This window comes from Streptomyces sp. NPDC088910, assembly GCF_044749865.1.
In the GTDB taxonomy this organism is placed as follows: Bacteria; Actinomycetota; Actinomycetes; order Streptomycetales; family Streptomycetaceae; genus Actinacidiphila.
The window spans coordinates 328,921-341,781 of record NZ_JBIVIV010000010.1; the positions used below are offsets into that span (position 1 = coordinate 328,921).

Genomic DNA, 12,861 nt, shown 5'->3' on the forward strand with positions numbered 1-12,861 from the left:
TCATCAGTCCTTTGTCGAAGCGGGCGAAGCCAAGCTAGACGCACCTCTGTCCTTGTTGCAAGGTACTGGCAATAAGGATGCCCACCCTGGCCTGCCCCAAGCTCAGCGGGGTGCCGGTACCACCGGCGCGAGGACGCAGTCGCCGCAGAGCCCGCCCGCGCCCCCCGGCGCGGCCCGGTAGATCAGGCAGCAACTGCGCCGGCGGAAAGGCGCGCCCGGTACGCCCGTACGCGCCCCCGTGCTCGTACCGCGCAGCGGCGGCCGGTCCAGCAGCAGGGCGGCCAGCGACCGTACGCGCCCGGCGTCGGCGGGGCGCGCCGCGGCGAGCATCCCGGCGGCGCCGTTCAGCGCGGAGGCGCTGTTGCCCCACAGGATGTGCGGGGACACCTTGAAGGGCGCGAAGGCGTCGGCCAGTTCGCGCACCGGCCCGTCGAGCAGATGGCGGGCGAGGGCGGCGGCCAGGGCCTCCCCTCCCGCGGGCGCGCCGGGAGCCGTGTCCTGGCCGGTTTCCTGAGCCGTGTGCGGCAGCGACAGCGGGAAGGGGCCGCCCAGGACCGGCTGCCAGCGCAGATCGGCGAGCCGCAGGCCCGGCGCGACCTCGCCGCGCAGGACCGCGAGGGCCAGCGTCGGCGACAGCACCCGGGCGACCAGGCCGAGGTGGGCCACGGACGCGGCGACCCGCGGTTCCACGGCCTCCGCCTCCCGGCCGCCCGCCGCCGCGAGATACCGCCTGACGCCCGCCACCCGGTCGCCGAGCGCGGGTCCGCCGTCGGCCAGCTCGGCCATCGACCGCCAGGGGGCGCCGGTATCGGAACCGGCGCGGTGCCCCTCGGCGGCGAAGAACGGGCCGAGGGCCGCGAGATCCGCCGTCCGGGACGCCTCGGCGGGTGGCTCGGACGGCGGCGGCGCGTCGTCGTTCATCGGTTCACGCGCTGACCGGGTCCGTCCTGCCGGTCTGCGCGGCGGGGGCGGTGCGCGAGGCGAGCACCCGCTCGGCCAACGGGCCGAAGGCCAGCCCGATCACCGTCCACAGCAGGAGCTGCGCGGCCACCGAGTAGAAGCGGAAGGAGAACAGCACATCGGCGGGGAATCCCGGATAGACGATCCGGCCCTTGTCGTCGGTGAGCGGCAGCGGCGTCTCCGTCGCGTGGTTGCCGAAATTCTCCTTGTTGTACGCCAGGTGGCCCAGTTGCGGCAGCAGCGCCATCACCACGCCGATCGCGACGACGAAGGCGGCACCGGCGAGCAGGGTCGCGTTCCAGTTCCCGAACCGGGCCTGGAGCCTTCTGCCGAGCAGTGCCGCGCCGACCAGGAAGGCCAGCGAACACACGACCATCACCAGATAGAGCCCGGTGCGGTCCTTGATGGTGTCCTCGTGCCCGATGGCGGGCGGATTCGCCGGGTACTTGAGGAACGGCACCAGGTAGATGCCGAGGAATCCGCCGCCCGCGACCAGCAGCGCGAGATTGCGCGCCCGCAGATTGCCGACGCGTCCCAGGCAGACCGCGTAGGCGACCGCGAAGAGCGCGCCCATGGCCATGCCGAAGAAGATCATGCCGACGCCGATGCCCACGTCCGCCTGGACGGTGCGGCTGAACAACTCGTGTCCCGCGTGCTCCATCGGCAGCCCGGCGGCTTTGTCGAGCGCGGCCTGCGCGTCGTCCCTGCCGCTCTCGTAGTCGATCGCTTTACTGATGTCCGGCTCCGCGAAGATCCGCGCGAAGAGGAATGCGAGCAGCCCTGCGACTGCGCCGACGACTATGCCGCGCAGGATGAGTTTCTTTTCCATGTCGAATTGTCCGTCTGTTCTGTCGGCTCCGTCGGCGCGAACTCAGTGGCAGGGGAAACCGAGGAAGTGCCGGGCGTCGTGGACGAACTCGTGGATGTGGGTGTCCTTGCCGAAGACGCTGACCGCGCCCTGGTCGACACCGATGAAGTAGTAGACGGCGAAAGCCAGGATCGCGGTGCCTACCAGCCACATCACGGCCTTCGAGACCGGCAGGACAACCGGTGTGGCGGTGGTGGTGGGAGCGGACACAGAGCTCACGGGTGGGCCTCCTTCAGGGATTCGGCGTCCCTCGATCGAATGGGGCGTTGTGACGGCGGAGTATCTGACTCACCGGCCACCTCCTCGATGACCGGCTACACAGTGGCGCGACCGTGCTGGATTTTCACCAGCTTCCTCACGCCATCACGTAATTGAGCGTAGGGGCTGTCGAACAGGCACGTCAATCGGGCCTGCGACGTTGTGACATACGCCCCTGACCGCTGTGCGAGACTCCGGACCGTGAAACAGATCTTCGTCATCGGTATCGGGGCGGGCGACCCGGACCAGCTCACCCTCCAGGCCGTGCGGGCGATCGGCCGCACCGAGGTGTTCTTCCTGCTCGACAAGGGCGAGGAGAAGGCCGATCTGGTCGCGCTGCGCGAGGAGATCCTGCGGCGGCACGCCGTACGGCCGCACCGCGTGGTCGTCGCGCGCGACCCGGAGCGCGACCGGGAACGGACAACTCCCGGCTACGCGAACGCGGTTGACGACTGGCGACGGCGCCGCGCCGACATCTACGAGCGGCTGATCGCCGGGGAACTGCCGGACGACGGCTGCGGGGCGTTCCTCGTCTGGGGCGATCCGGCCCTGTACGACAGCACGTTGGGCATTCTCGAAGAGGTGCACGGCCGGGGGAGCGCCGCGTTCGAGTGGACGGTCGTGCCCGGCGTCAGCAGCGTCTCGTCGCTGGCCGCCAAGCACCGCACGGGCCTCAACCAGGTCGGGCGGCCGGTGCAGATCACCACCGGGCGCAGGCTCGCCGACGGCGGGCTGCCGGACGGGGTGGACGACGTGGTGGTGATGCTGGACGCCCACCAGACCTTCGGGCGCTTCACCGGCCAGGGGCTGGAGATCTACTGGGGCGCGTATCTCGGCACGCCCGACGAGATCCTGCTGTCCGGACCGCTGGACGACGCCCTCGCGCAACGGATCAGCGACGTACGGGCGCGGGCCAGGGCGCGCAAGGGCTGGATCATGGACACCTATCTGCTGCGGCGCGGCGTCCCCAAGTGACCTCGCCCGGCGCGGAGTCGAGGCATGTGCTGATCCTCGGCGGTACGGGGGAGGCCCGGCGGCTCGCGGAGCTGCTCGCGGCCGAACCGGGGTTGGTGACGACGAGTTCGCTGGCCGGGCGGGTCGCGGAGCCCCGGCTGCCGGACGGCCGGGTCAGGATCGGCGGCTTCGGGGGAGCGGACGGGCTGGCCCGCTGGCTGCGCGAGGAACAGGTGGACGCGGTGGTCGACGCCACGCATCCCTTCGCCGCCGTCATCAGCGCCCACGCGGCCGAGGCGGCCCGCGCCGTACGCCTGCCGCTGCTCGTGCTGCGCCGGCCGGGCTGGGCGGCCGGTCCCGGCGACCGCTGGCACTGGGCCGACTCCGTCGCGGACGCGGCGGCCCTGCTGCCGGGCCTCGGGAGCCGTCCCTTCCTGACCACGGGGCGCGGCGACCTCGCGGCCTTCGCCGCGGCGTCCGCCACATTCCTGCTGGCACGCTCGGTCGACCCGCCGGACCCGCCGCTTCCCCCGCACGTCCATGTCCTGCTGGCCCGCGGCCCGTTCACGGTGGAGTCCGAACGGGCGCTGCTGCGCGAGCACCGGATCGACGTCCTGGTCACCAAGGACAGCGGCGGCGCAGCGACGGCCCCCAAACTCACGGCGGCCCGTGAGGCGGGCATCCCCGTCGTGATCGTCCGCCGCCCGCCCCCGCCGGAGTCCGTCCCCGTCGTCGCGACCCCCGCGGAGGCCGTCAGCCTGCTGCGTGCCCCACGCAGGACCTGGCCGCCTCCGTGGGGGTGGCCGTCCCCGCGAGGACCTGGTCACGGTGGGTCCGCGCCGTGACCATCAGGGCGTCGAGGGTGTCGCGGGTGCGGACGAGGTCGTCGATATGGGCCGAGAGGCGGTCGCGCTCCAGGGCCATCCGGTCGAGGGCGGCGTCGGAGTTCTCCTCGCTGGGGGAGTCGACGCAGGGGAGCAGTTCGGCGATGGTGCGGCTGGACAGGCCCGCCGCGTAGAGGCGCTGGATGAAGGCGACGCGCTCGACCTCCTCGTCCGTGTAGTGCCGCTGCCCGCTGCCGCTGCGCACGCTGGTGAGCAGCCCCTGCTCCTCGTAGTAGCGCACGGACCGCACGCTGACCCCGGCCCGCGCCGCGAGTTCCCCGATCCGCACGATGTCCTCCCGGCTGTTCCCACCGCCCGGGCGGTGGCTCCCGGGCGGGCTATGGTCTGCGTCACAGAGCTTGCCTCTGACGTCAATGTCAGGTTTTAGCGTAGCAGTCGCGTCCGGGCGACCGGGCGGTACGGAAGTGACGCGCTACGCATGAAGGAGCCCGACGTGACGAACCTCTTCACCAGCTACCGGCTCGGCGGTCTGACCCTGCCCAACCGGCTGGTCATGGCCCCGATGACCCGGGTCAGGGCCGCGGCGGGCGGGCTGGCGACACCGTCGATGGCGGCCTATTACGCCCAGCGGGCGACCGCCGGGCTGATCGTCAGCGAGGGCGTGCAGCCGAGCGCGATCGGGCAGTCCAACCCGGGCACGCCGGGACTGCACACCGACGAGCAGACCGCCGCGTGGCGCCCGGTGACCGACGCCGTGCACGCCAGCGGCGGCCGGATCTTCGCCCAGCTCATGCACGGCGGCCGGGTCTCGCACCCCGACACCATCGGGACGCTGCCGGTCGGGCCCTCGGCCGTCGCCGCCGTGGGAGAGGTGTTCACTCCGACCGGCCCGCAGCCCGCCCCGACGCCCCGCGCCCTGGAGACCGCCGAGATCCCCGAGCACGCGCGGTCGTACGGCGACGCCGCCCGCCGCGCGGTCGACGCCGGGTTCGACGGGGTGGAACTGCACGGCGCCAACGGCTATCTGATCTCGCAGTTCCTCTCGTCCAACGCCAACCTGCGCACCGACGGGTACGGCGGCTCGGTCGTGAACCGGATCCGCTTCGCCGTCGAGGCGGTCGCCGCCACCGTCGAGGCCGTCGGCGCGGACCGCACCGGCATCCGGCTCTCGCCGGGCGCCACCTTCTGGGGCGTTCGGGAGGACGACGTACCGGAGCTGTACGCGGCGCTGCTCACCGAACTGGCGGCGCTCTCACCGGCGTACGTCCACCTGGAGGCGACCGCCGACGAGGAGGTGCTGACCGCTCTGCGCCGGGCGTGGCCCGGCACCCTCATCATGAACCCCGTGCTGCCGATGGGCCCCAAGCAGACGGGCCGGGATGACGCCGACCACTGGCTCGCGCTGGGCGCCGACCTGATCAGCTTCGGCCGCGGCTTCATCGCCAACCCCGACCTGGTCGAGCGGCTGCGCGTCGGCCTGCCGCTGGCCCCCGTCGACGAGGCCACGTACTACCAGGGCGGCGACGCGGGCTATCTCACGTACTCCTCCCACCAGTACGCGGCCTGAGACCCTCGTCGGTCAGGCGGCCTCGACCGCGGGCCTGAGGACGTCCTCGCACCACTGCCGGAGCGTGGTGGGGGTGTCGACGGCGTGCTGCGGAGTGCGGGTGATCCCGTTGTCGAGGCCGCCGTCCTTGGCGATCGCCATGTCCAGCATGCCCTGGGCGATGGCCTCGGACATGCCCGCGCCGAGGAACCGCTCCTTGAACGGCCCCGCCGGGACCTGCTGGTAGCGGACCGGGAAGCCGAGGACGTCGGCGATCACGGCGGCCGTGTCATTCTGCGACAGGTCCTCGGGGCCGAGCAGCGGTACGTCCTCCCGGCCGCTCCACGAGGGGTCGAGCAGCAGGCGGGCGGCGACGGCGGCGATGTCGCGGGTGGCCACCGTGGGCATCGCGCGGTCGGGGGAGAGCGCGTTGAAGAACACGCCCTGCGCCTTGATCACTTGGGCCTGGCGGAGCAGATTGTCCATGAAGCTGGGCAGATTCAGGGACCGGAAGGCCGCGCCGGTCTCCGCGAGCCGGTCGTCCAGGGCCAGCGTGGCCGTCACATGCCCGGCCCGGTCCGCGTAGGCGGTGCCGCGGCCCAGGGAGCTGACGCTGACGACGTGCTTGACGCCGTAGGCGCGGATCGCCTCGACGGCGGGCCGGGCGAAGTCGGAGTACACCTCGTCTAGGGTGGCCGCGTGGGGGTTGGGCGGCGGCAGCCAGAACAGCGCGTCGGCGCCGTCGAGGGCGCGGGCCACGGCCTCGGGGTCGCCGTGCGAGCCCTGGACCACCTCCGCGCGCTCGCGGACGTCGGCGCTCAGCCGGGCGGGGTCGCGGACGACGACGCGGACCGGCTCGTCGGCGGCGAGAACGCGGTCGACCACCTGGTGTCCGATATTTCCGGTAGGTGCGGTGATGACGATCATGAGTTCACTCCAGCGGCATGGGAAAAGGTCGCTCGAACAAGTAAACTCTACCGTACCGTTTACTTTTGAGGATACAAGCCGATGACCGAAGAAGGCGGGCCGCGACAGCGCGGGGAGCAGCGACGGGGCGAGGAGTTGCGGCGCCACATCCTGTTCATGGCCAAGGACGTGTTTCTCGAGGCCGGGTACGAGCGCGCCTCGATGGACGCCGTCGCCGCCCGCGCCGGGACGTCCAAGCGGTCGCTGTACGCGCACTTCGAGAACAAGGAGAAGCTGTTCCTCGCCGTCCTCGGACTCGTCCGCGAGCTCTACCTCGGCAGGCTGCGGACGCCCGACGCGTACTCCGCGGACCCCGCGGAGGCCGTCACCCTGTTCTGCGGGCGGTTCCTTCAGCTCATGACCTGGGAGTCGCAGGTGCGCACCTGCCGGCTGAGCATCGCCGCCGCCGCGTGGCTGCCCGCCAGTTCGCGCGCGTACTTCGACGCCATGTTCGCCACCACCCACGAACGGCTGGCCGCGTATCTCGTCGAGCGCTACGGCATGGGACCCGAGGACGGCGCCGCCCTCGCCGAGGACCTGCTCGGCCGCACCGTGCTGCCGCGCGTCTTCCGCACCCTGCTCAACGTCGAGGACGCGACCACGGGCATGCCGGAGGACGACGCGCTCGCCGCGAGCGTCGACCTGCCCGCCATCCGCCGGGTGGTCGCGACGGCGCTGCCCGCCGCCGAGGACTGACGGCTACCGGCGTCCGCGCTGAGGCGCGGTCCTCACGCGCAGGACGGGCACACACCCCGGTAGGTGACCTCGAACGCCGAGACGGTGAAACCGAAGCGCTCCTCGGGCGGCAGGTCGGCCAGCGGGTCGCCGGTCGGGTGGACGTCCCGGATCGTGCCGCAGCGCGAGCACACCAGGTGCTGGTGGGCGTGGTGCGCGTTCGGGTCGTACCGCTTGGCGCGGCCGTCGGTGGAGACCTCGATGACCTCGCCGAGCGCGACCATCTCGCCCAGGGTGTTGTAGACGGTGGCCCGCGAGATCTCCGGCAGCCGCCCGGCCGCGCGGGCGTGCACCTCGTCGGCCGTCAGGTGGACGTGGTCGCCGTCGAGAACCTCGGCGACGACGCGGCGCTGGGAGGTCATCCGCCAGCCGCGTCCGCGCAGCCGCTCCAGCAGGTCACTCATGTCGGTTCACCTATTCAGGTTCGGCGGGATGCCCGAAGTTTACTCATGGGCGTCCGGAGTCTGATGGGATATGAGCTTGGCCCGCTTCTTGACTTGGACACAGTCCATCGTAGGATCGGTTCCGGCGATAGCCAAGGGACAGGAAGCCCCCAGCAGGGCAGGAGACGGAGACGTGACGGGACCACCGCCGTGAAGTCGCGCGGCGTCGGCCTGAGGGTGGGGACCGCCCGCGTCACGGCCACCGCCCGCCCGACCGTGTCCGATGACCCTGGCTCGTCGTTCGACTTGTCGCCCGACGAACCGCGGTCGTCTCCCGGGGCCGAGCGCCCCGACTGTTCCATTTCCGCGCAGTTCCTGAGCACCGTGATCCGCCTGGTCCGGAAGGATTCCCATGTCTGAGAACCATGATGCAATCGTCACTGACGCGAAGGCGGAGGGCGGGGGTGGCTGCCCGGTCGCGCACGGACGCGCGCCGCACCCGACTCAGGGCGGCGGAAACCGCCAGTGGTGGCCCGAGCGGCTCAATTTGAAGATCCTTGCCAAGAACCCCGCCGTGGCCAACCCGCTCGGCGAGGACTTCGACTACGCCGCGGCGTTCAAGACCCTCGACCTCGCGGCGGTCAAGCAGGACATCGCGCAGGTGCTGACCAGCTCCCAGGACTGGTGGCCCGCCGACTTCGGCAACTACGGCCCCTTCATGATCCGTATGGCGTGGCACAGCGCGGGCACGTACCGCATCAGCGACGGCCGCGGCGGCGGCGGCGCGGGCCAGCAGCGCTTCGCCCCGCTCAACAGTTGGCCGGACAACGCCAACCTGGACAAGGCCCGCCGTCTGCTGTGGCCGGTCAAGAAGAAGTACGGCCAGAGCCTGTCCTGGGCCGACCTGCTGATCCTCACCGGCAATGTCGCCCTGGAGCAGATGGGCTTCGAGACCTTCGGCTTCGGCGGCGGTCGCGCGGACGTCTGGGAGCCCGACGAGGACGTCTACTGGGGCCCCGAGACCACCTGGCTCGGCGACGAGCGCTACACGGGCGACCGCGAGCTGGAGAACCCGCTCGGCGCCGTCCAGATGGGCCTCATCTACGTCAACCCCGAGGGCCCCAACGGAACGCCCGACCCGCTGGCCGCGGCCCGCGACATCCGTGAGACCTTCCGCCGGATGGCGATGAACGACGAGGAGACCGTCGCGCTGATCGCGGGCGGCCACACCTTCGGCAAGACCCACGGCGCGGGCCCGGCCGACAGCGTCGGCGACGACCCCGAGGCCGCCTCCATCGAGCAGCAGGGCCTCGGCTGGAAGAACAGCTACGGCACCGGCAAGGGCGGCGACGCGATCACCAGCGGTCTCGAGGGGACCTGGACCAACACCCCGACCGCCTGGGACAACAGCTTCTTCGAGATCCTCTTCGGCTACGAGTGGGAGCTGTTCCAGAGCCCCGCGGGCGCCAACCAGTGGCGGCCGAAGGAGGGCGCGGGCGCCGGCACGGTACCGGACGCGCACGACGCGTCCAAGAGCCACGCCCCGACGATGCTCACCACCGACCTCGCGCTGCGGGTCGACCCGGCGTACGAGCAGATCTCGCGGCGCTTCTTGGAGAACCCCGCCGAGTTCGCGGACGCCTTCGCCCGCGCCTGGTACAAGCTGACCCACCGCGACATGGGCCCGGTCGTGCGCTACCTCGGTCCCGAGGTCCCCTCCGAGGTGCTGCTGTGGCAGGACCCGCTGCCCGCCGCCACCCACGAGCCGCTCGACGCCTCCGACCTCGCCGCCCTCAAGAGCCAGATCCTCGGCTCCGGGCTGTCGGTGGCCCAGCTCGTCTCCACCGCGTGGGCCTCGGCCTCGTCCTTCCGCGGCAGCGACAAGCGCGGCGGCGCCAACGGCGCGCGCGTCCGTCTCCAGCCGCAGATCGGCTGGGAGGTCAACGAGCCCGACCGGTTGGCGACCGTGCTGCGCACCCTGGAAGGTGTCCAGGAGTCCTTCAACGCCGCCCAGAGCGGCGGTAAGGGGATCTCCCTCGCCGACCTGATCGTGCTGGCCGGTGGCGTCGGGGTCGAGCAGGCCGCCAAGGCGGCCGGGTTCGACATTCAGGTGCCGTTCACGCAGGGCCGCGTGGACGCGACCCAGGAGCAGACCGACGTCGAGTCGTTCAGCGCCCTGGAGCCGACCGCCGACGGATTCCGCAACTACCTCGGCAAGGCCAACCGGCTGCCCGCCGAGTACCTGCTGATCGACAAGGCGAACCTGCTGAACCTGAGCGCCCCCGAGCTGACCGTCCTCGTCGGCGGCCTGCGCGTCCTGGGCGCCAACTACCAGCAGTCCGCCCTCGGCGCCCTCACCGAGACCCCCGGCACGCTGACCAACGACTTCTACGTCAACCTGCTCGACCTGGGCACGACGTGGAGCGCGACGTCCGAGGACGCGAACACCTTCGAGGGCCGCGACGCCTCCGGCGCGGTCAAGTGGACCGGCACCCGCGCCGACCTGGTCTTCGGCTCGAACTCCGAGCTGCGCGCCCTGGCGGAGGTCTACGCGAGCGACGACGCGAAGGAGAAGTTCGTCAACGACTTCGTCGCGGCGTGGGCCAAGGTCATGGACCTCGACCGGTTCGACCTGGTCTGAGAACGGTGCCTCCGGGGCACCGCGTGAGGACGCCTGACCGCGTCTGACGCACATCCCGGCCACGACGTCCGGGGCGGTTCGCAGAAGCCGCCCCGGACGTCGCTGTGTGCGGGGCCCTTTCGGCCGCCGGGTGCCCAGGCGCCCAGCGGCCCGGGGGCTCAGTCCTGGGCGAGCACCGCGCGGATCACATGCCGGGCGTTACGTGCCATCGTCGGATTCGTCTCGCGGTAGTACGGCAGCGCGTTCACCGCCTGGGAGAGAGCCCGGCCCCGCCCGCGCCTCCACGTCGCGTCGTCGACGCCGAGCGCGCCGCGCAGGACCTCCCGCGCGTCGGGCGGCAGCAGATTCCACGCGGGGAACAGGTCACAGGCCGGATCGCCCACGCCCGCGCACCCGAAGTCGATCACCGCGGTCAGCCGGCCCCCCGACACCAGCAGATTGCCCGGCATCAGATCGGAGTGCACCCACACCGGCGGCCCGTCCCGGACGGGCGCGCGCAGGGCGTCCTCCCACACGGCGGTCAGGCCGTCGCAATCGACGCCCTCCTGCGGAATCCCGCGCAGTCGCGCGATCGCCGACCGGGTCGACGCGTCATGGTGGGCGAGCGGTTCGCCGCGATAGGCGGGCGGCGGGTCCGGCAGCGTGACGTCCCGCATCGCCCGCACGAATCCGGCGATGTCCTCCGCCAGGCGTACGGGTTCGCTCAGCGCCCCCGCCTCCGGCGGTTCGCCGTCCAGCCACCGGTACACCGACCACGGCCACGGATACCCCCGCGCGGGCTCCCCGGCGCCGAGGACTTCGGGAACGGCCGCGGGCAGCAGGCGCGCGAGCCGCGGCAGCCACTCCTGCTCCAGCGCGACATCCCCGGCCCCGCCCGCCACGAGCGGCAGACGGACCACCATGTCGTCGCCGAGCCGGTACATCGCGTTGACCGTGCCGCCGGACGGGAACCGCCGCACGTCGAGCCCCGCCCACCGGGGGAACTGTTCGGCCACCAGCCGCCGTACGAGGTCGGCGTCGATGGGGTGCAGGCCAGGGTGCATGGGCGGGGTGGTCATGGGGCGTCATACGACCTCGCGGCGGCGGCTCCCGTCAACCGCTTTTCCCCCCTCGCCGCCCCGCCGCGCGGGCGCCCCGCCGGGGGCCGGCGAGGGGTGCCCGATCCCGCCCCCGCAATCCATTTGCCATTCCTTTACTATGGCTCGGTCGGTCCGCCCGCGACCCTGGTAGGAGCCGCGGTCGCCGCCGACCCGGCGAACGCGCCGCGCCGCCCGACCGCCCGACCAACACCGGTCGGCCCGGACGCCGTTCACACGACACGTCCCGTCCCCCTTGGAGCACGCAATGCAGCACACCGTCCACGCGCGCAAGACCCCGCTCCCGGGGGTGGGCATCCGCTACGACGTGTCCACCGACGCCGGTCGGCACCTGTCGGTGGTCGTGCACCACGACGGGCGGCGCACCCTGGCGTTCCACGACCCGGAGGACGACGACGCCTGCAAGGACGCCGTGGTCCTGGAGCCGCACGAAGTGAGCGCGCTCGCCGAACTGCTCCCGCCCGACCCGGTCGCGCACCTGCGCCAGCACTTCGAGATCGACCTGGTCACCGAGCACATCACGGTGAGCAAACGGTCGCCGTACGCGGGCCGCACGCTCGGCGACACGCAGGCCCGTACCCGTACCGGCGCCTCGATCGTCGCCGTGCTCCGCCGGACGGCCGCCGTGCCGTCGCCCACTCCCGACTTCCGCTTCGCGGTCGGCGACATCCTTGTCGTCGTCGGCACCCGCGAAGGTGTGGACGCCGTCGCGGAACTGATCACAGGAGGATAAGAGCCTGTGCACGACACGACCGACATGCTCATCGAGCTCGGGGCGATCATTCTCGCCCTGGGCATCCTCGGCCGCCTCGCGGGACGTGTCGGCTTCTCGCCGATCCCGCTCTATCTGCTCGCGGGGCTGGCCTTCGGCAAAGGCGGGCTCATCCCGCTGCACGCCAGTGAGGACTTCGTGGCCACCGGCGCCGAGATCGGCGTCGTCCTGCTGCTTCTGCTGCTCGGCCTGGAGTACAGCGCTTCGGAACTCGTCACGAATCTGAAAACGCAGTACCCCTCGGGCGCGGTGGACTTCGCGCTCAACGCCGTACCCGGCGCGGTGGCCGCGCTGCTGCTGGGCTGGGGTCCGGTCGCGGCCGTCGCGCTGGCGGGCGTGACGTGGATCTCCTCGTCGGGTGTGATCGCGAAGGTCCTCGGGGACCTCGGCCGTCTCGGCAACCGTGAGACCCCGCTCATTCTGGGTGTGCTGGTCCTCGAAGACCTTTCGATGGCGGTCTATCTGCCGATTCTCAGCGCCCTGCTGGCGGGCGTGAGCCTGGCGGGCGGCACCCTCACACTGCTGATCTCGCTCGGCACGGTCGGGATCGTCCTGTACGTGGCGCTGCGCCACGGGCGGCTGATCAGCCGCGCCGTCTCCTCCGACAATCCCGAGATGCTGCTGCTGGTCGTGCTCGGCCTGACCCTGCTGGTGGCCGGTGTCGCCCAGCAGCTCCAGGTGTCCGCCGCCGTCGGCGCGTTCCTGGTCGGCATCGCGCTCTCCGGTGAGGTCGCCGAAGGAGCCCGCAATCTCCTGACCCCGCTGCGGGACCTGTTCGCGGCGGTCTTCTTCGTCTTCTTCGGCCTGAGCACCATCCCCGCCGACATCCCGCCGGT

Annotated in this window: 14 protein-coding genes and 1 riboswitch; of the genes, 7 read left to right on the forward strand and 7 right to left on the reverse strand. The window is 71.8% G+C overall.

Annotation, left to right across the window (positions count from 1 at the left end; all coding sequences use genetic code 11):
• Nucleotides 1-102 precede the first annotated feature (102 nt).
• From ACIP4Z_RS23970 to ACIP4Z_RS23980, 3 genes are read right to left on the reverse strand one after another with little or no spacing between them, the layout of a single operon-like run.
• Nucleotides 103-921 carry a (2Fe-2S)-binding protein gene (locus ACIP4Z_RS23970; protein ID WP_401311248.1) on the reverse strand — a complete coding sequence of 273 codons (819 nt, stop codon included), beginning with the start codon at nt 919-921 and terminating at the stop codon, nt 103-105.
• 4 nt (nt 922-925) lie between these two features.
• The gene (locus ACIP4Z_RS23975; RefSeq protein WP_391161940.1) at nt 926-1,789 is read right to left on the reverse strand and encodes a CbtA family protein; all 864 of its coding nucleotides are present in this window, start codon (nt 1,787-1,789) and stop codon (nt 926-928) included.
• Nucleotides 1,790-1,831: 42 nt separating this feature from the next.
• Nucleotides 1,832-1,981 (reverse strand): CbtB-domain containing protein, encoded by a 150-nt coding sequence (locus ACIP4Z_RS23980; protein ID WP_188281174.1) that lies wholly within the window; start codon nt 1,979-1,981, stop codon nt 1,832-1,834.
• A gap of 102 nt (nt 1,982-2,083) precedes the next feature.
• Nucleotides 2,084-2,232: riboswitch (cobalamin riboswitch) on the reverse strand.
• A 55-nt stretch (nt 2,233-2,287) separates the two neighbouring features.
• On the opposite strand from ACIP4Z_RS23980, the gene cobF reads away from it, so the two are divergent.
• Together cobF and ACIP4Z_RS23990 are read left to right on the forward strand one after the other, a co-directional pair.
• A complete protein-coding gene (gene cobF / locus ACIP4Z_RS23985) occupies nt 2,288-3,061 on the forward strand; it encodes a precorrin-6A synthase (deacetylating) (protein ID WP_401311252.1) in 774 nt (257 codons plus the stop codon).
• Nucleotides 3,058-3,885, forward strand: coding sequence for a cobalt-precorrin-6A reductase (locus ACIP4Z_RS23990; protein WP_401311255.1), 828 nt, complete (start codon nt 3,058-3,060; stop codon nt 3,883-3,885). Before cobF ends, ACIP4Z_RS23990 begins: the two co-directional genes overlap by 4 nt.
• On the opposite strand, the gene ACIP4Z_RS23995 is transcribed toward ACIP4Z_RS23990, so the two are convergent.
• Nucleotides 3,794-4,213 (reverse strand): MerR family transcriptional regulator, encoded by a 420-nt coding sequence (locus tag ACIP4Z_RS23995; RefSeq protein WP_401311258.1) that lies wholly within the window; start codon nt 4,211-4,213, stop codon nt 3,794-3,796. The genes ACIP4Z_RS23990 and ACIP4Z_RS23995 overlap by 92 nt on opposite strands.
• A 165-nt stretch (nt 4,214-4,378) precedes the next feature.
• Here ACIP4Z_RS23995 and ACIP4Z_RS24000 point away from each other — a divergent pair, with 165 nt between their 5' ends.
• Nucleotides 4,379-5,452: an alkene reductase gene (locus ACIP4Z_RS24000; protein WP_355341004.1), complete on the forward strand. Its 1,074-nt coding sequence runs from the start codon at nt 4,379-4,381 to the stop codon at nt 5,450-5,452.
• Nucleotides 5,453-5,464: 12 nt separating this feature from the next.
• On the opposite strand, the gene ACIP4Z_RS24005 is transcribed toward ACIP4Z_RS24000, so the two are convergent.
• Nucleotides 5,465-6,358 (reverse strand): NAD(P)H-binding protein, encoded by an 894-nt coding sequence (locus tag ACIP4Z_RS24005; RefSeq protein ID WP_401311261.1) that lies wholly within the window; start codon nt 6,356-6,358, stop codon nt 5,465-5,467.
• An 81-nt stretch (nt 6,359-6,439) separates the two neighbouring features.
• Here ACIP4Z_RS24005 and ACIP4Z_RS24010 point away from each other — a divergent pair, with 81 nt between their 5' ends.
• Nucleotides 6,440-7,093 carry a TetR/AcrR family transcriptional regulator gene (locus tag ACIP4Z_RS24010; protein WP_401311264.1) on the forward strand — a complete coding sequence of 218 codons (654 nt, stop codon included), beginning with the start codon at nt 6,440-6,442 and terminating at the stop codon, nt 7,091-7,093.
• 32 nt (nt 7,094-7,125) lie between these two features.
• Here ACIP4Z_RS24010 and ACIP4Z_RS24015 read toward each other — a convergent pair whose 3' ends face one another.
• Nucleotides 7,126-7,536 carry a Fur family transcriptional regulator gene (locus tag ACIP4Z_RS24015; RefSeq protein WP_188281148.1) on the reverse strand — a complete coding sequence of 137 codons (411 nt, stop codon included), beginning with the start codon at nt 7,534-7,536 and terminating at the stop codon, nt 7,126-7,128.
• Nucleotides 7,537-7,927: 391 nt separating this feature from the next.
• Here ACIP4Z_RS24015 and katG point away from each other — a divergent pair, with 391 nt between their 5' ends.
• Nucleotides 7,928-10,156 (forward strand): catalase/peroxidase HPI, encoded by a 2,229-nt coding sequence (katG, locus tag ACIP4Z_RS24020; protein WP_401311267.1) that lies wholly within the window; start codon nt 7,928-7,930, stop codon nt 10,154-10,156.
• A 158-nt stretch (nt 10,157-10,314) separates the two neighbouring features.
• On the opposite strand, the gene ACIP4Z_RS24025 is transcribed toward katG, so the two are convergent.
• Nucleotides 10,315-11,214, reverse strand: coding sequence for an aminoglycoside phosphotransferase family protein (locus tag ACIP4Z_RS24025; protein ID WP_401311270.1), 900 nt, complete (start codon nt 11,212-11,214; stop codon nt 10,315-10,317).
• A gap of 286 nt (nt 11,215-11,500) precedes the next feature.
• On the opposite strand from ACIP4Z_RS24025, the gene ACIP4Z_RS24030 reads away from it, so the two are divergent.
• Both ACIP4Z_RS24030 and ACIP4Z_RS24035 read left to right on the forward strand, forming a co-directional pair.
• The gene (locus ACIP4Z_RS24030) at nt 11,501-11,986 is read left to right on the forward strand and encodes a cation:proton antiporter regulatory subunit (RefSeq protein WP_188281150.1); all 486 of its coding nucleotides are present in this window, start codon (nt 11,501-11,503) and stop codon (nt 11,984-11,986) included.
• A gap of 6 nt (nt 11,987-11,992) precedes the next feature.
• Nucleotides 11,993-12,861: cation:proton antiporter (locus ACIP4Z_RS24035; protein WP_401311273.1), on the forward strand; the 869-nt coding region annotated here is incomplete at its 3' end.